General features: G+C 34.8%; 17 protein-coding genes. 8 read left to right on the top strand and 9 right to left on the bottom strand.

Features of this window, described 5'->3' with window-relative positions:
* The first annotated feature begins 46 nt into the window (after positions 1-46).
* The 7 genes from msrB (at position 47) to hemN (ending at position 6,890) form a co-directional block, all read left to right on the top strand.
* Positions 47-493 (top strand): peptide-methionine (R)-S-oxide reductase MsrB, encoded by a 447-nt coding sequence (msrB, locus tag OZP09_RS19810; protein WP_269235352.1) that lies wholly within the window; start codon positions 47-49, stop codon positions 491-493.
* A 579-nt stretch (positions 494-1,072) separates the two neighbouring features.
* Positions 1,073-2,071, top strand: coding sequence for a UDP-3-O-(3-hydroxymyristoyl)glucosamine N-acyltransferase (lpxD, locus tag OZP09_RS19805; protein ID WP_281309868.1), 999 nt, complete (start codon positions 1,073-1,075; stop codon positions 2,069-2,071).
* Between the two features lie 135 nt (positions 2,072-2,206).
* Positions 2,207-3,835: an acyl-CoA carboxylase subunit beta gene (locus OZP09_RS19800; RefSeq protein ID WP_269235351.1), complete on the top strand. Its 1,629-nt coding sequence runs from the start codon at positions 2,207-2,209 to the stop codon at positions 3,833-3,835.
* A gap of 119 nt (positions 3,836-3,954) precedes the next feature.
* Complete coding sequence (locus OZP09_RS19795; RefSeq protein WP_269235350.1) at positions 3,955-4,377, top strand: DoxX family protein; 423 nt, start codon at positions 3,955-3,957, stop codon at positions 4,375-4,377.
* Positions 4,378-4,478: 101 nt separating this feature from the next.
* Positions 4,479-4,826, top strand: a complete 348-nt coding sequence (locus tag OZP09_RS19790) for a hypothetical protein (RefSeq protein WP_269235349.1) — start codon at positions 4,479-4,481, stop codon at positions 4,824-4,826.
* A 104-nt stretch (positions 4,827-4,930) separates the two neighbouring features.
* Entirely contained in the window at positions 4,931-5,407 is a 477-nt protein-coding gene (locus OZP09_RS19785; RefSeq protein WP_269235348.1) for a hypothetical protein, read from the top strand.
* Positions 5,408-5,525: 118 nt separating this feature from the next.
* Entirely contained in the window at positions 5,526-6,890 is a 1,365-nt protein-coding gene (hemN, locus tag OZP09_RS19780; RefSeq protein ID WP_281309867.1) for an oxygen-independent coproporphyrinogen III oxidase, read from the top strand.
* 333 nt (positions 6,891-7,223) lie between these two features.
* On the opposite strand, the gene OZP09_RS19775 is transcribed toward hemN, so the two are convergent.
* Positions 7,224-7,511, bottom strand: coding sequence for a hypothetical protein (locus tag OZP09_RS19775; protein ID WP_269235347.1), 288 nt, complete (start codon positions 7,509-7,511; stop codon positions 7,224-7,226).
* A gap of 1,091 nt (positions 7,512-8,602) precedes the next feature.
* Between OZP09_RS19775 and OZP09_RS19770 the strand changes: the two genes are divergently transcribed.
* Entirely contained in the window at positions 8,603-9,295 is a 693-nt protein-coding gene (locus OZP09_RS19770; protein WP_269235346.1) for a leucine-rich repeat domain-containing protein, read from the top strand.
* Between the two features lie 84 nt (positions 9,296-9,379).
* Here the strand turns inward: OZP09_RS19770 and OZP09_RS19765 are convergent, their stop codons facing one another.
* The 8 genes from OZP09_RS19765 to OZP09_RS19730 form a co-directional block, all read right to left on the bottom strand.
* On the bottom strand, positions 9,380-10,081 hold the full coding sequence (locus OZP09_RS19765) for a sulfite exporter TauE/SafE family protein (RefSeq protein ID WP_269235345.1): 702 nt from the start codon (positions 10,079-10,081) through the stop codon (positions 9,380-9,382).
* A gap of 144 nt (positions 10,082-10,225) precedes the next feature.
* The gene (locus OZP09_RS19760; protein WP_281309866.1) at positions 10,226-10,675 is read right to left on the bottom strand and encodes a FixH family protein; all 450 of its coding nucleotides are present in this window, start codon (positions 10,673-10,675) and stop codon (positions 10,226-10,228) included.
* A 204-nt stretch (positions 10,676-10,879) separates the two neighbouring features.
* On the bottom strand, positions 10,880-12,298 hold the full coding sequence (gene ccoG / locus OZP09_RS19755; protein ID WP_269235344.1) for a cytochrome c oxidase accessory protein CcoG: 1,419 nt from the start codon (positions 12,296-12,298) through the stop codon (positions 10,880-10,882).
* Positions 12,299-12,334: 36 nt separating this feature from the next.
* Complete coding sequence (locus OZP09_RS19750) at positions 12,335-13,246, bottom strand: cbb3-type cytochrome c oxidase N-terminal domain-containing protein (protein WP_269235343.1); 912 nt, start codon at positions 13,244-13,246, stop codon at positions 12,335-12,337.
* A gap of 1 nt (position 13,247) precedes the next feature.
* Entirely contained in the window at positions 13,248-13,442 is a 195-nt protein-coding gene (locus OZP09_RS19745; RefSeq protein WP_269235342.1) for a CcoQ/FixQ family Cbb3-type cytochrome c oxidase assembly chaperone, read from the bottom strand.
* A gap of 7 nt (positions 13,443-13,449) precedes the next feature.
* Entirely contained in the window at positions 13,450-15,636 is a 2,187-nt protein-coding gene (gene ccoN, locus OZP09_RS19740; protein WP_269235341.1) for a cytochrome-c oxidase, cbb3-type subunit I, read from the bottom strand.
* Between the two features lie 2 nt (positions 15,637-15,638).
* The gene (gene ccoS, locus OZP09_RS19735; protein WP_089052370.1) at positions 15,639-15,830 is read right to left on the bottom strand and encodes a cbb3-type cytochrome oxidase assembly protein CcoS; all 192 of its coding nucleotides are present in this window, start codon (positions 15,828-15,830) and stop codon (positions 15,639-15,641) included.
* 117 nt (positions 15,831-15,947) lie between these two features.
* Entirely contained in the window at positions 15,948-18,332 is a 2,385-nt protein-coding gene (locus OZP09_RS19730) for a heavy metal translocating P-type ATPase (RefSeq protein WP_281309865.1), read from the bottom strand.
* Between the last annotated feature and the right edge of the window lie 69 nt (positions 18,333-18,401).

The raw sequence follows: 18,401 nt of genomic DNA, 5'->3' as shown, positions 1-18,401 counted from the left end.
AACCTGAAACCTGAAACTTGAAGCATTTAACTAAAAATAAAAAGTTATGATAAAATGGGCAGATGTAATTCATTTTACAAATAAAGGAAATCCAACTCCGGATAAAAGAGTGGAAAAAACGGAGGAAGAATGGAAACAATCAATGACTCTGGAAGAATTTCAGGTAACACGCCTAAAAGGAACTGAAAGATCATTTAGTTCTGAAATGTGCAGTTTATTTGAGCCTGGAATTTACGAATGTAAATGCTGTGGCACTTTGCTTTTTGATGCTTCTGAAAAATTTGAATCAGGAACTGGCTGGCCGTCTTTTACTCAGCCGGTCAAAGAAAACGCAATTGCCTATCATGCCGACAAATCATACGGAATGATTCGGGTTGAAGTAGTATGTAACACCTGCGATGCGCATTTGGGACATGTTTTTCCTGATGGACCTCAGCCAAGCGGTTTACGATATTGCATTAATGCTGTTTCCCTTACCAAAGTTAAAGAGTAACACTAAGAAATTAATATTATTAAAGCGATTCATCGAAAAAAATGAATCGCTTTTTTTGTTTTGAATTTATTGCTATGAGTGCAAATAAGATCGAAAATCTCTTTAGTAAAAAATATTATTTTTAAAACTTACCCTGTTAATGTTTCATTTACAGAATGTTAATCTTAAAAAAACAAAATTTAGGTGATATTATTTATTCTTTTAAAGAAAAATTATAGAATTAAGTTAAATAAAAGTAAGGTGGCCTTATTTAAAATATCCATATATTGACTTACAAATTTTCCTAAACTAAAAAATACACAATTAAACAAATGAATATCAATTAATTAAACACAATATCACCATAAAATATTAAAATAAAAATCCTTCATTTACTATCTGCATTTAAATAATCAAACATTAACACATAATTAATAATTTACCAAACAATTATTAATTCAATTATTTAAATGTTAAAAAAATAATTTTAAATCTTTTAATTAAAAATATATTTAAAAAACTTCAAAACAAGATTAGGTAATTTAAATCTAATTCATTTTATTTGGCAAAAATTAATCCCTAATCAATTTAATCCAATAAATGAAATCCTATTCAATTCAAGAAATTAACGAAGTTATAAATGGTGAAATTTACGGTAACACATCTCAGGTTATAACCGGAACTGAACAATTAGAAAAAGCAACGAATTCTGAAATTTCATTTATAGGAAATAAAAAATATGAAAAATTATGGGAAGCTTCAAAAGCCCCTGTAGCAGTTGTTAATGAAGACATTTCTATTGAACCCGGGGACAATCGTGCTTTCATTAAAGTTAAAAATGCCGATCTGGCCATGTCTCAAATTTTGTCAATTTTTGCCCCGCCAAGTCCGATATTTCATAATGAAATTCACAGAACTGCAGTTATAGATGAAACAGCGGTTATTGGGGAAGGGAGTAAAATTGGAGCGGGATGTTATATTGGCCCTAAGGTAGAAATAGGTGCCAATGTCACAATTTATCCAAATGTTACTATTTTAGATGAATGCACAATCGGAAAAAACACTGTTATCTGGTCCGGAGCTGTAGTTCGCGAACGCTGCCATATTGGTAATGATTGTATAATTCATCCAAATGCCACCATTGGTGCCGATGGTTTTGGATTCCGCCCATGTAAAGAAAAAGGTTTGGTAAAAATTCCACAAATTGGAAATGTAATTATTGGAAACGGAGTAGAAATTGGCGCAAATTCATGTGTTGACCGCGGAAAATTTAGTTCTACTGTTCTTGGTGATGGCTGTAAAATTGATAATTTAGTCCAAATTGGACATAACAGTACCTTAGGGAAGTTTTGCATTATGGCTGGAAACAGCGGTTTAGCCGGTTCTGTAACTTTAGGTAATGGAGTTATTATTGGCGGAAGCGCATCTATAAAAGATCATACTACTATTGGCGACGGTGCAATTGTAGGTGCCGGTTCAGGCGTTACCGGAGATATTCCTGCAGGGAAAACAATGCTGGGATATCCTGCCGTTGAAGCTCGTGATGCTTTGAAACAATGGGCAATCTTAAAAAGATTAGTTTGCGATTCTAAAAAATAATTTTAATAAATATTTTATATAAAAAACAGAAGCTAAAACTTCTGTTTTTTTTGTTTACTAGTGCTTATAATTCTTCAAAATTGACTTCTATTTTGTAAATTAGCCAACACTATCTCGTAAAATCAATACTACATCATGGATTTAAACTTCAATAAAAACGAAGATCACAATAAACTGTTACTTTCTGAATTAAAACAAAAATTTGCCAAAGTAAAATTAGGCGGGGGCGAAAAAAGAATTGAAAAATTGCATTCTGAAGGCAAAATGACAGCCCGTGAAAGAATTGCTTATTTATTGGATGAAAATTCTAAAAGTATTGAAATTGGTGGCTTTGCAGGAGAAGGAATGTATGCTGAACACGGTGGATGCCCATCAGGAGGTGTTGTCGTTAAAATAGGATACATCAGAGGAAAACAGTGTATTGTTGTAGCTAATGATGCAACAGTGAAAGCCGGTGCATGGTTTCCTATTACCGGAAAGAAAAATTTACGTGCACAGGAAATTGCGATGGAAAACAGACTTCCGATTATTTATTTAGTAGATAGTGCAGGGGTTTATCTGCCCATGCAGGATGAAATTTTCCCTGATAAGGAACATTTCGGACGCATTTTTAGAAACAATGCCCAAATGAGCAGTATGGGAATCACCCAAATCGCTGCTGTTATGGGAAGCTGTGTTGCCGGAGGAGCCTATCTTCCTATCATGAGCGACGAAGCTTTAATTGTCGATAAAACGGGAAGTATTTTCCTTGCGGGAAGCTACCTCGTAAAAGCGGCAATTGGAGAAACCATCGACAATGAATCTTTAGGTGGGGCAACTACACACTGCGAAATTTCAGGCGTGACCGATTATAAAGCAAAAGACGACAAAGATGCTTTAGATAAAATCAAAAATATTGTAGATAAAATTGGTGATTATGATAAGGCTGGCTTCAGCAGAATCAAAGCTGAAAAACCGACTTTAGACCCTAAAGACATTTACGGAATCCTGCCAAAAGCCAGAAATGAACAATATGACATGATGGAGATCATCAATCGATTGGTCGATAATTCTGAATTTGAAGCTTACAAAGACGGTTACGGACAATCCCTGATTACAGGTTATGCCCGAATTGACGGCTGGGCTGTTGGAATTATTGCGAATCAACGAAAAGTAGTCAAAACCAAAAAAGGCGAAATGCAGTTTGGAGGCGTTATTTACTCGGATAGTGCTGACAAAGCCACGCGTTTTATTGCCAATTGCAATCAAAAGAAAATTCCACTAGTGTTTTTGCAGGATGTTACAGGTTTCATGGTTGGATCGAAATCTGAGCATGGCGGCATCATAAAAGACGGTGCCAAAATGGTCAATGCTGTCAGCAATTCAGTTGTGCCAAAATTTACTGTAATTGTAGGTAATTCATACGGAGCAGGAAATTATGCCATGTGCGGCAAAGCCTACGATCCGAGATTAATTTTTGCATGGCCAAGTGCAGAACTTGCCGTAATGGGTGGAACTCAGGCTGCAAAGGTATTAGCGCAGATTGAAGCTTCTTCGCTTAAAGCGAAAGGTGAAATCGTAGATGAAACTAAAGAAACCGAGTTATTCAATAAAATAAAAGCACGTTACGATGAGCAGACTTCACCCTATTACGCCGCTTCAAGGTTATGGACAGATGCTATCATTGATCCATTAGAAACGCGCACCTGGATTTCTATGGGAATTGAAGCTGCAAACCACGCCCCTATTCAAAAACCATTTAATTTAGGTGTTATTCAGGTGTAAGTTTTAAAATTCATAAAACAACTAGCATAAAAAATCAAAATACTTATTTTCAGATACTTAAAACAAAACTATCGTTAAAATTTTGTAACTTAGTGTACAACTTTTAATTATGTAGTATCATGGAAAATGTAAAAAGTTTGAATAAGTGGGCCAATGCGCATACTTATTTACCATTGGATTTAGTACGTATTGTATTGGGTATGTTTTTATTTATGAAAGGAATCTCATTTGTCACAAATGCCCAGTACCTGCATGATTTAATTTCTCCTGTTGATCAGTATGGCGGTGGAATGTTTCTGTTACATTATATCGCACCCGCTCATATGATTGGAGGAATAATGATTGTTTTTGGATTACTGACCCGTTGGGCAATTGCATCTCAGCTCCCTATATTATTTGGTGCCGTACTGGTAAATTTCATGGGACGCATGCACTCCGAAAGCCTGATTTTAGCAATAGTAGTATTGTTACTTTGCATATTCTTCCTGTTCTATGGCGGAGGAAAACATTCAGCCGATTATTACTTCAAAATGCAGCAATAAAAGTTATATTATCCTCAACTCATAAAGTTGGGGATAACTTTTAAGAAGTAATTAGCAATTTAAATTTCGTTAATTGTGTTTTATGAATTAAATTCGCCACCATGAATTGGATTCGTAAAACTGTTATTTTCATATCTCTTTTGATCATGGGATTTTTTGCCGCTCAGGCAAACGAAATTTCTGTGCAACAAATCGAAAGTCAAAAAACGGACACCAATTTTTCTAAAGATTATACAGATTCCCTGGCTTTTATACAGCCACAGTCAAATTATCAGTTTGCTGCCAACATCAAAACAAGCTATTCTGCTGTAATCAAATGGTTTGATTCATTATTGGCCGTTGTACCACATTATCAGGCAGTAAATTCCGTTTCAAACTTTTCAAATCAATTCTTTACCCAGAGCAAAAAGGTCTTGCTGATGCTCTACCCCTTCCATTTTTTCTGGTAGTCAATACATAAATTTTAACCTGAAGGATTCATTCTTCTAAAACAGTAGACAGCTATTTATAAGCTGTTTATAATTCATTTATTTATTCACCTAATTCAAAAAAAATGGAAACAAGCATAATCATAATGGGTATTGTGATTGCCATCATAGTAGCCATCCCAATCTATTTTTCAGCACGATCGAGCGCTGCAAACAAATCAAAAATCCTCAATATTAAAAAGAAATTCAATCCAACGCATCCACAGGATTTTGATTTGACTGAATCTCAAAGCAATAAAACACTTACTATAGATCAAAAATACCGAAAATTCATTCTGATGAATTTCAATCCGAATCAACAGGAATCAACGTATGTAGATTTAAAAAGTGTTTCTTCCTGTAAATTGGTTTTAACCCATGATGGAAACTCGGATACTATTCTTAAAATTGATTTTGAATTTCAGGACAAAGAAACTTCTAAAAAAATTACGATACCATTCTATGATTTTCATGATGACCGCATCAAGCAGATAAGCGCGTACCAGGATCATATGTTTGCAAAAAAATGGCTTAAAATCATCCAGGATTCCATTTCACGTTAGTTATTTAATTCAGAAAAGAGGCTCGTAATGAGTCTCTTTTTATTTAGGTCCTAATATGATATTTATCATTTTTATCTTTCCAGTGACGAAGTAATTTTGGTCTTCTAAATGCTTTGTTATGGAAACTTCACTGATTCAAAAATACAATGTGCCCGGACCCAGATATACCAGCTATCCCACAGTTCCTTACTGGAATGAAGCCGATTTTACCCAGCAAAAATGGATTGAATCCCTTCAAAAATCGTTTGCAGAAAGCAATTCAGAAAACGGAATAAGCTTATACATTCATCTGCCATTCTGCGAAAGCATGTGTACTTTTTGCGGCTGCAACAAACGAATTACAAAAAACCATACTGTCGAAGAAAGATATATTGATGCTGTTTTAAAAGAATGGAGTCTATACTGCAATTTACTTTCTGAAAGACCTATTGTAAAAGAAATCCATCTGGGTGGTGGAACCCCTACTTTTTTCTCCGTAAATAATTTAGAAAATCTTATAAACGGTATTTTCGATTTAGCCGATAAAGCAGAAAATTATGAATTCAGTTTTGAAGGCCATCCTAACAATACGACTTACGAACAGCTCAAAAAGCTATATGATTTAGGCTTTCGCCGGGTAAGTTTTGGAGTTCAGGATTATTCCGAAAAAGTGCAGAAAGCGATTCACCGTATTCAGCCGTTTCATAATGTGGCCAAAGTCACTTTTTGGGCAAAAGAAATTGGCTATACTTCTATCGGGCATGATATTATTTTCGGATTGCCTTTTCAGAAAATTGAAGATGTTATTGACACTATTGAAAAAACAAATTCCTTACAACCGGACCGACTCGCTTTTTACAGCTATGCTCATGTGCCGTGGATTAAAGGAAACGGACAGCGCGGATTTAACGACGAAGACCTGCCCAAAGATGCCGAAAAAAGAAAACTATACGAAATTGGAAAAAAAATGCTTTCTAAATATGGCTATCATGAAATTGGCATGGACCATTTTGCTTTAGCCTCTGACAGTTTGTACAAAGCGGCACAGAACAAAACACTGCATAGAAATTTTATGGGTTACAGCGCCTCCAAAACGCAGTTGATGATTGGTTTGGGTGTTTCTTCTATTAGCGACAGCTGGTACAGTTTTGCCCAAAACCATAAAAATCTTGAAGAATATTATCAATTGATAGACGCAGACCAGCTTCCGGTTGTAAAAGGTCATATCTTAAATGACGAAGATCTGATTATTAGAAAACACATCCTGAATTTAACCTGTACACTTGAAACTTCCTGGAACAATGAAGACCTATACTTTGAAGAACTTCCTTTTGTTTTATTGGATTTAAAAGAAATGGAAAAAGATCAGTTACTTATAATTAAAGAAAATAAAATCAGCATTACGGAAGCCGGAAGACCTTTTGTCCGTAACATTTGTATGGCTTTTGATTTACATTTAAAAAGAAAATCTCCGGATACGAATTTGTTTTCGATGACGGTTTAAGAGGGACAGTGATTTTTTATTATTTCAATAGATATTCTTTGTCATAGATAATTGTGGTGAAAAGTTAATTTATAGCGAAAAATATAATATTTGAGGAAAATATAATAGAAAACAAAACTTCGTCTATAAACCAAATTTGGGTAGATATACGAATGTTTATTTCGCATATAAACAAGTTGTACGACAACTAATAAGAACCTTACGTTGAAAAAGTACAATATTGAGAAAAACCAAACAAAAATGAAAGAAGAAAATACAGGAGAAAACCCACTTGAATCTTTAATAAGTATTTTAAAAGAACAGGTGAGTTTTTGTGACAAGGAATAGAAAAGTTTACTTTTCTAAAAGACTCAAGGAAACTTGTATTAGAAGTCTATCAAAATCGCCTACAAGAAGAGATTTAACAGAACCGTCTAAATCATTTTGTATATAAAGTGAAGTAGTTTCTTTTAATAAATTCAACTCCATTTCTATACTAACTGAATTAGAGTCGTTAAAAGGAATAGAACTGAACAGTTTTATAATTTGTTCTCTTAATTGTTTGAGTTTTTCTACTTCGGTTTCGGTTAAGAATTGGGTAAATAAATTTGTTAATTGTTGTTTAATATATGTTTGCGTCATTATATTTATATTTAATTTAAATCAGTTCTTTGAAATTGTGCTTGTTAAAAGTTTCTTACGCATAAATTAGTTAATATACAATAGTTGTAGAAAAATATTTTTTGTATCTTTGCGGAGTATTTAAAAAGAGAGATTTTGAAGATAAAACTTCTAATGTTCTTATAGATGATACTGATATTAAAAGAAAGCCGAAAGTGCGCTAACACTCTCGGACAGACTTTAATTAAATGGTTGAAAATATTAAACTATACGTGTTTCGCATAGAGTTGATAGACTAACCTATCCTTTAAACATAAAATACAGAGTTAATCCTTTCCAAGCGGTCTCAAGTGCAAGATTGAATAAAAACTCAGGGTTACGCCACCACGGCAATCTAACTTTCTCCATCGATATGGGTTTAGTTGGTTAATCTTCATAATATCATAAGCGTTTTAGTTTTTAAAAATTAGACAATAAAAAACCCAACTACATCTCGATTCGATATAACATCGCTTAAATATGTAGTTGGGTAATTGTGAGTACAAAAGTAGAATATAACTTCCATATTTCCTACTAAAATCTTAAAAACTTTTCAAAAATACAATTCCGAAGAGAAATAGCCGTCATACAACAGCACTAAGCGATATAACGCAATGGTTATTTGATAATTTTGTATCTGTAAAATTTCGCGCAAAACAGATAAAATAGTGAATTTTAACCGCTACATCGCCTAATAGCAAAACGTTAGCAATGCATAAAAAATAGAATATAAGCCTGAATATCCCTCTGGTGATCGTTTGCAACGAGTGCGCACATAAATTAAAATATAAACTGTGGTATTTCCCTCTGGTGCTCGTTTGCAACGAGTACCTAAATAAATTAAAAGATAAATTGTAGCATTTGTAATGCGGCTATTAAAACAAAAGTTCTCTATAAATTTGTAAGAAATACATGTAAACAGCCGCGTTACAAACGCTTCATTTAGTTTCTATAAATAAATAGGTACTCGTTGCAAACGAGCACCAGATTGAGAAGAAAAGCATACAATAACGACAGTTAACAGCTACTACAACGGATTTGGGCAATAGACTAAATGGAAAATGTTTTTGTATTTGAATGATTTGATAAAGCCGGAAAATGAGCCTAAATTAGAGCCACACCCACTGACATACCGAAAACAATATATATCTAATAGAAAAATGATTTTATTCAAGAAATCTAAATTCTCATCATTAATAGAGGCTTGTAAAAATCCTGAAAATTGTCTAGAACTAAAACTCCTTTCTTATGATCAAAATTTGAAATATCAAGGAGAAATCTTTTCAAAATTTGTAAATCTTAAAGTTTTAGAAATTCAAGCCGATACAAGTATTTATTATTTGAATGATTTTGAACTTCCAAATGAAATCGCAAGCTTAAAAAAGCTTAAAAAAATATCAGTCTTAAATTGTCCAATCCAAGTATTTCCAGAGTGGATAACAAATATAAAATCATTAGAATTTTTAATGCTTAGGGGAACTGATTTAGCTTCAATTCCTGATTCAATATTTCAATTAACTAAATTAAAAACACTCCGCATTGAAAATTGTCCGCTATACAAATTACCCTCAACACTTTATCAATTACAAAATTTAAAGATTTTGGGACTTACAGATACAAAACTTACAAACCTAGATTGGAATTTGTTTCCCAGTAATCTGAAGGAAATAAATTTTAGCGGAACAGGAATTTATAATATAGAAGATTTAATAAATTTAAAAAACAAAATGAAAAAACCAGGATACTTCCATAAAACCGGCTACTAATAGCCGCTTAAAAAAAATCGCTGGTTTTGGGTAACTTTTTTGTCCATTTTTCGAACTTCACTTTAGGTAGCAGAGTGTCTATTTTCAATGACAATCAGGATTCCACTGTACAAACAAACTCATATTAGAGGGAGAAACATACGGAATTCCCAATCCCAAACCTCTGAGAATAAATAAAACGCCAATTACAACAGCGACATAAGGAATTACTTTTTGAATTTTATTTCGAAAGGGCAGTTTCAGTAAAGAATGAATGTAAACCACAATCGTCATTAGTGGTACTGTTCCTAATCCGAACAAGAGCATGTATAAAACGCCTAAACCTGCACTTTGCATAGCGATAGCTCCAAATAAAGCCACATATACCATTCCGCAAGGCAGAAAACCGTTTAATAATCCAATTGTGAAAAGAGATTTGTAACTTTTGTTTTTAAATTGTTTCCCTAAAGAAGATTTTAGGTTTGAAATCACTTTATAAACGGGTTTAGAGAAATTGTATTTTGAAAAGATTCTTTCCGGAATCAAAACTGCGGCAATCATCGCCAAACCAATAAAAATGGACATTTTCTGTTGTAATCCTGCAAGGAAAAAACCTCTTCCTAATAATCCGAATATCAATCCGATTGTGGCATAAGCTGTTAATCTTCCTAAATGGTAGGTTATGATCTGCGTTACTTTTTTAGCTTCATTTTTATGATCCACCGGAAGCATCATGGCAATTGGGCCGCACATCCCAACGCAATGCAAACTGCTGATAAGTCCTAATATGAAAGCGGAATAGAGCATGATTTATTTTTTTTATCCACAGATTAATTTGATACAGTTATTATTCTATAGGAATCTCTAAACTTTTAATTACTGTGTATTGAGATTCCTACGGAATGGCAAGATTGTCTTTAAAACTTTACTCATGGTTTTCGCTGAATGCATTTAATTGACGTAAATGACCTCTTTGGTTAAGTATTTTTTGCCATCGTACTGCCATTCCATGTTGACATCCCAGCGTCCTTTTACCAGTTTCTTTTGCGGAATAAGCAAAGATGAATTAGTCAGGGCAATCTGAGTATTGAAATCAAACTTTTTGTTTGAAGGGCGATACAGCAAAACGTTTCCTTTTAGTTTATTGCTTTCGAAAGTTTCAGGAAAAGTGATTTTTACTCCGTCTTCCACATACTTAATTGAAGGCTTGTACTGTAAATCATGTGCATTCTGAATACGCGCCATTTCATCCTGAAAATGCGAATCGTGCTTGTAATATTCTTCAACAACCAAATCGTTGTCGTATTTGCTGTTGGATTGTACTTCAAAAACAAAATATAAAATAAAGGTCATAAACAATCCGAATGCTATGACAATTCCTGTTCCCCAATTGATTTTCATACTATTGTTATTTAATATATTGAATATAATTACAACACATAGAATCATAGTTTTCATAGACTAAAAAAGGCGTTTCACTTGCTTTAAAACACATAGCTATGTGTTAAAACTAGTTTTTCTAAAACCTATTTTTATTGAAATTTTAATCTATGTCTCTATGTGTTAAATATTTTTTTTAAATTATACTTCAGACAGGTTTATACTTTAATTAAAACTTCTCGGTCCTAAGAAATTTGTTGTTGTGGTTTCGAGTAATTCTTTTCCGTTATAAACACCAATTTTAACTTTGGTTTTATCGCTTTCCAGCAGCACTTCATTGATTTCGATGAATAAAGTTCCCTGTGAAATGCCTTCTTTCGCTACTTTAAAATGCTGTTCTCCCACTTTGCTGATTTCACCTTTCTGATCGATTAATTCAAAGTGGATATCGTTGTAATCTTTCATGGTCTTGTTGACAATTTTATAGGTGTAAACATTACTGATTTTATCGCCTTTGTGCTGGAAAAGCTGTCCCGGTAAACGTAAAATAATCGCTTCGACATTGGTTCTTAAAAACAGCATTCCGACAAAAACACTCAACAGAATAAATAAGACTGCGGTGTAGCCTTTCATTCGGGTTGTGAATTTGAAAGGCTCTTTTTTCTCTATTTCGTCTTCAGATGCATAACGAATCAATCCTTTTGGAAGACCAACTGAGTCCATAATAGAGTCGCATTCATCGATACAGGCGGTACAATTGGTACATTCTAACTGCGTTCCGTTTCGAATGTCGATTCCCATTGGGCAGACATGCACACATTGATGGCAATCGATACAATCGCCTTTTCCGGTTAAAGCCCTGTCTTCTTTTTTATTGAATTTGGCACGCCCCTGCTCCTTTTCGCCACGTACAAAATCATAGGCCACATTTATCGATTTATTGTCTAAAAGTACACCCTGTAATCTGCCGTAAGGACAGGCAATAATACAAACCTGTTCGCGAAACCATACAAAAACAAAATAGAAAACGCCTGTAAAAATAAGCAATGCCGTAAAATTCCCTGCTTGTTCAATAGGCCCTTGTTCCATCATTAAAAATAAGGTATCGCTTCCCACTAAATAGGCTAGAAAAACATTGGCGATTCCGAAAGAAATCAAAAAGAAGACAAACCATTTAGTAAGTCTTTTTCGGATTTTCTCAGCATTCCATTCCTGTCTTGCCAAACGGGATTGTGCACCACGGTCACCGTCAATCCAATATTCAATTCGGCGGAAAACCATTTCGAGGAAAATCGTCTGAGGACAAATCCATCCGCAAAATATCCTTCCAAAAACAACGGTAAATAAAATGACAAACACAACACCAACGAGCATCGAAATCACAAAAAGGTAAAAATCCTGGGGCCAGAAAGGGAATCCAAAAATATTAAAACGACGTTCTGTGATGTTGAACATCATAAACTGGTTTCCGTTAACCTTTATAAACGGATTCGCAATCAGAATCGCCAATAAAACATAACTGACTATTTTGCGATACTCGTAAAACTTACCAGACGGTTTTTTAGGGAAAATAAACTTTCGTTTTCCGCCTTCATCAATGGTTCCGATGGTATCTCTAAAAGTTTCGTCTGGTAAATTTGACATGGTACTTATTTTTTAAACTGCTGTATTAACTCTTGTTTATTTTGCTGCGGCATCATTTTTTGGAGCACTTTCGTCTACCCAAACTTCACCTTCAGCTTCTTTTGCGTCTTTTGGATTACTTCCCTGTAAAGACAAAATATAACTTGCTACTTTTTGAATCTCTTTTGGTTTCATACCGTTCGTTTTCCAGGAAACCATTCCTTTTCCGTCACGTCCTCCATTGGTAATGGTATGGAAAACATTTTTGATTCCGCCACCTAAAATCCAATGATCATCCGTTAAATTCGGACCAATCTGTCCTCCGGCATCGGCTCTGTGGCAGGCTGCGCAATTGGTCGTGAAAATTTCTTTTCCGGCAGCCAGACTCGCATCATCGGTAAGCAAAACCACTGTTTTTTCGTCCATTAAATCCGGAGCTGTTTTCAGGTATTCTTCTACTTCAATTTTTGCCTGAGCCATTTCCTTTTTCAATTCCATTTCCTGATTGTCACCTCCATAAACATCAAAGTAAAAAACATAAACCACTCCAAAAACAATACAGATATAGAACAAATACACCCACCATGGCGGTAAATTATTATCTAATTCTTTGATTCCGTCATAATCATGATCCATCAACAGGTCGCCTTCTTTTTCAATTGGTTCTGTTTTCGTAAGCTTGTGCATCAGGTTTTTAAACCAGGTACTTTCTTTGAAACTCAGACTTTCTTCGTACGCCAGCTTTTCTTTTTCTTCCGGAGACAATAATTGGTACATGACGCGATTTACAGCATGAAGTGTAATTTCGATGGCAATCAGAATAAACAAAAAGACAAATAAAAAGACTGAAACCATTGGATATTTTATAAAGGCAGGTCTGTCACCTGAGTCTATAAAATATTCCATCAATGCAAATACTGTAAAGAAAACCAATGGCAATCTAACATATACTGGAAAAAACTTTTTCATTTTAATTATCTTTTGAAATTATAATAGTTCCCTCTTCGAGAGGAATTTGACTCATTTCTTTGATTTTATCTTTTGTGTATGAAAACACCCAAAAACCTAATCCCACAAAAAAGATGAAGAAAATCAGTAGGGAAAGAATCGGGTAAATTTCTATACCCGATATCGTTTCCATATTGTGTTTTATCTGTTCAAACATAATGCTGTTATTTTGAAGTTTCTTTTACTTTAATATCAGTTCCAAGCCTTTGTATGTAAGCAATCAGGGCTACAATTTCTCTTTCGTTCATAGGAACAAATTTTTCTCCTTTTGCAGCGGCTTTTTTCCTGCTATCCTCATAACTTTTCACATAGTCAGGATCATTTTCTAAGCTTTTTTCAATGGCAAGAGCCTGAGTTCTCAAGGTTTTCTGAGCATTGGCAACTTCTGCTTCTGAATAAGGAACCCCAAGCGTAACCATAACTTTCATCTTCTTTTCGGTTAAGGAAATATCCAATGGTTTGTTATCAAACAGCCATTTATAACCCGGCATAATTGATCCTGCAGATGTACTTTGCGGATTCCACATGTGGTTAAAGTGCCAGTTGTCATTGTACTTACCACCTACTCGCTGCAAATCAGGACCTGTACGTTTTGATCCCCATAAGAATGGATGATCGTACACAAATTCTCCTGCTTTCGCCTGAGGACCGTAACGCTCTACCTCGCTTCTAAATGGACGAACCGATTGAGAGTGACAGCCCACACAGCCTTCTCGGATGTATAAATCACGTCCTTCCAGCTCTAACGGCGTGTATGGTTTTACACTTGAAATCGTTGGAATATTCGATTTTACCATAATCGTTGGCACAATCTGAATAATACCTCCAATTAAAATCGCAATAGTTGCTAAAATTGATAACTGGATTGGTTTTCTTTCCAGCCATGAATGGAATTTTTCTCCACTAATTCTACCGCTTTTAATGGTCTGCAATGCAGGAGCCTGAGCCAATTCGTCTTCTACAGGCTGCCCGGCTCTGACAGTCATGATGATATTGTAAATCAGGGTCAGCATTCCGATAAGGTACAAACTACCACCAATAGCTCTCATCCAATACAGAGGCATAATAGCTGTAACAGTTTCAAGGAAATTACCGTAGGTCAAAGTTCCATCCGGATTGAACTGTTTCCACATAGATGCCTGCTGAAAACCTGCTACGTACATAGGTAAAGCATACAAGATGATTCCTAAAGTTCCGATCCAGAAATGGAAATTGGCTAATTTAGTAGAGAACAATGTGCTTTTTGTCATTCGTGGAATCAGCCAGTAAATAATACCGAAAGACATAAATCCATTCCAGGCTAAAGCCCCTACGTGTACGTGTGCTACTATCCAGTCTGTATAATGTGCAATAGCATTTACATTTTTAAAAGAAAGCATTGGGCCTTCAAAAGTTGCCATTCCGTAACCTGTAATCGCTACTACAAAAAATTTCAATACCGGTTCTACACGAACTTTATCCCACGCACCTCTTAAAGTCAATAATCCGTTGATCATACCTCCCCAGGACGGAGCAATTAGCATTACAGAAAATGCAACCCCTAAATTCTGAGCCCAATTTGGTAAAGCAGAATACAATAAATGATGCGGTCCTGCCCAGATATAAATGAAAATCAATGACCAAAAGTGAATAATCGACAATCGATAAGAATAAACTGGTCGGTTGGCTACCTTTGGAATAAAGTAATACATCAATCCTAAGAATGGAGTGGTCAGGAAAAATGCCACCGCATTATGCCCGTACCACCATTGTACCAAAGCATCCTGAACACCGGCGTAAACAGAATAACTTTTTAATCCTGAAACCGGAATTTCTATATTATTGAAAATATGCAAAACGGCAACTGTAACGAATGTCGCAATGTAAAACCAGATAGCTACATACAAATGACGTTCTCTACGACGAATCATTGTACCTATCATATTGATTCCCATCACCACCCAGATTAATGCAATGGCAATATCAATAGGCCATTCCAGTTCGGCATATTCTTTCGAAGAAGTATATCCTAAAGGTAATGTAATGGCTGCAGCAACAATAATAAGCTGCCATCCCCAGAAATGCAGATTACTTAAAAAGTCACTGAACATCCTGGCTTTAAGTAATCTTTGCAGCGAATAATACATTCCCGCAAAAAAGGCATTCCCAACAAAAGCAAAAATTACAGCGTTGGTGTGCAAAGGTCTTAAACGGCCATAACTAAGCCACGAAATCCCATCGGTCATGTTGGGAAAAAGGTACATAACCGCCAAGGTCAGTCCCACTAACATACCCACTACTCCAAAAAGGATGGTGGCATAAATGAATTTTTTTACGATTTTATTATCGTAGTAAAATTGTTCCATTTCCATAATTAAACTTGTTTTTCTTCTATTGGTGAATTATTATTTTGAGAGGTAATTTTGGTTTCATCATCAAAGAGGATTCTGACCGAGGGCGTGTAATCATCATCGTACTGCCCGGATTTTACAGCAGCTATAAAGGCAATAAAAAAACAGATTGCAACAAAAATACTTACTGAAATTAATAGATAAATAACACTCATATCCTTAAAATTTATAGTAACAAAATTATAGCCTTGATGGCTGATAAAATATGATAATTATCATAGTGAAAACATTATGTTAAATTTATCAAAAAAAACATAAAAAAAGCTTCTCTTTTATTTTAAATCACTCTTACTGAAATAGTTAGACATTAAAGTCACAAAACTTACAATGGTGATTGTACTTAATGGCATAATAATAGCCGCAACCAGCGGAAGCAGATTGCCTGTAACAGCAAATAAAAGCCCGACTACGTTATAGATAAGTGATAAGCCAAAACTCATTTTGATAATCATAATCGATTTGTGGGATAATTTTAAAAAGTAATCCAGTCGTGAAAACTCTCCGGCATCCAGAATTGCATCACAAGCCGGAGAAAATACATTGACATTCTCTGAAATAGAAATCCCAACATTACTTTGAGCCAAAGCACCAGCATCATTCAGTCCATCCCCTACCATCATTACATTGTGCCCGCTTTCTTGTAGTTTTCTAATAAATTCCAGCTTCTGTTCCGGTTTCTGATTAAAAATAAGTTCGGTGCCTTTTGGCAGAATAGCTTCCAGATTGGCTCTTTCTCCATCATTATCGCCGGAAAGAACTTTTATTTCGTAATTTTTATTCAGAGTATTAAATAACGTTCCGAGACCATCCCTATACTGATTCTGAAAATTAAATCGTCCATAATATATACCGTTAAGGTTAATATGAAGTGCTGTTTTTTCTATTTCATCACTATGATTCGTACTTTCAACAAATGAAGCCGAACCAATTTTGATTGTTTTATTTTCAAAAGAAGCCAAAATACCTTTTCCGGTAATTTCCTCAAATGCATCAATTTTAATTCTTTTTACTTCCGGCAGAAAATCATACAACATCCTGCTCAAAGGGTGATTAGAGGCCCGAAGTACATTTTTGATCAACACATAATCCTCATCCGAGAGTACATTTCCTTCGTATGCAATATTTGATTTTTTGTTGGTCGTAATCGTTCCGGTCTTATCGAAAACGATTGTATCAACTTTTGCCAGCTGTTCAATTACCAAAGCATTTTTAAGATACATTTTTTGTTTTCCCATAATTCTGAGAATGTTCCCAAAAGTAAACGGAGCTGTAAGTGCCAATGCACAAGGGCAGGCAACAATTAAAACGGCTGTAAAAACATTAAAAGCTGTATTTGTATCAATAAATATCCAGTAACCAAAACCAGCAAATGCAATAAGCAGTAAGATTGGGGTGAAATACCGGCTTATTGCATCTGTTATGGTTTTATGCTTTTGATCTACTTTTTTCTGAAAAATTTCATTACTCCAAAGCTGCGTCAGATAACTTTGTGAAACCGAATGCAGTACTTCCATTTCGATTACTTTTCCAATTTGTTTTCCGCCGGCAAAAACTTTGTCACCTGATTTTTTAGTAATTGGAACTGCTTCTCCGGTAACAAAACTATAATCTATTTCTGCTTTTTCGCTAATGAGGATTCCATCAACCGGAATTAATTCCTGATTTCGGATTAATAACCTGTCTCCTTTTAAAACATCATAAATCGGCACACTTTCTTCCGATGTATTGGGATTGATTCGGGTAACAGCGATTGGAAAATAGGATTTAAAATCCCTTTCAAAACTCAGAAAGCTATACGTTTTAGTCTGAAACATTTTACCCAGCAGCATAAAGAAAACCAGACTCGCCAGACTATCAAAAAAACCAGGCCCATGATCCATCAACATGTCATAAGAACTGCGTATAAACATCACTATAATTCCAAGTGCAATCGGGATATCAATATTTAGCATCTTCGTTTTAATACTATGATACGCAGAAATATAATAACCACTCGCAGAATAGAGAAAACTTGGCAATGCCAAAAGAAAAATCAAAAGCCTGAAGAAGGGTTTATAGCTGTCCAGCCAAAATTCCTTCATTTCAAAATATTCCGGAAATGACAATAGCATTATATTTCCAAAACAGAAAAAAGCAACACCTAATTTATAAGTCAGGCTTCGGTCAACCTTAGTTTTTCCGGTTTCGTAATTTTCTAAACTAATATAAGGCTCGTACCCAATTGAACTTAACAAATAGACAATTGATTTTAAAGAAACTGTTTCAGAGTTGAACGTGATTCTAACTTTCTTCTCAGGAAAATTAACCTGCGACATACTGATTCCTGGCTGCAAACGATTAAGGTTTTCAAGGAGCCAGATACATGAACTGCAATGAATATGCGGAATATTCAAAGATACAATTGAAGTATAGCCTTCCTGAAATTCCAAAACTTTAGAGATGATGACTTCATTGTCTAAAAAGTCATATTTTCCCTGAATGTCCTGCGGAGTAGCACCCGGCGATTTTTCAAAATCATAATAGCAGGTTAGATCATTAAGACTAAAAATTTCGTAAACTGTTTTACAGCCTGTACAACAAAATTTTTTTTCATCAAAATTGATTACCTCATTTTTAGGAATTGTAAGTCCACAATGAAAACAGCCCTGATTGCTCATAATTTGTTTCTTTTATCGCAGCAAATATTCAAAATAATAAGACTCTATAAATATGACATTTATCATGTT

This window comes from Flavobacterium flavigenum, assembly GCF_027111255.2.
In the GTDB taxonomy this organism is placed as follows: Bacteria; Bacteroidota; Bacteroidia; order Flavobacteriales; family Flavobacteriaceae; genus Flavobacterium; species Flavobacterium flavigenum.
Note: the sequence above shows the minus strand (reverse complement) of the source record. Positions and strands in the feature narration are given on the sequence as shown.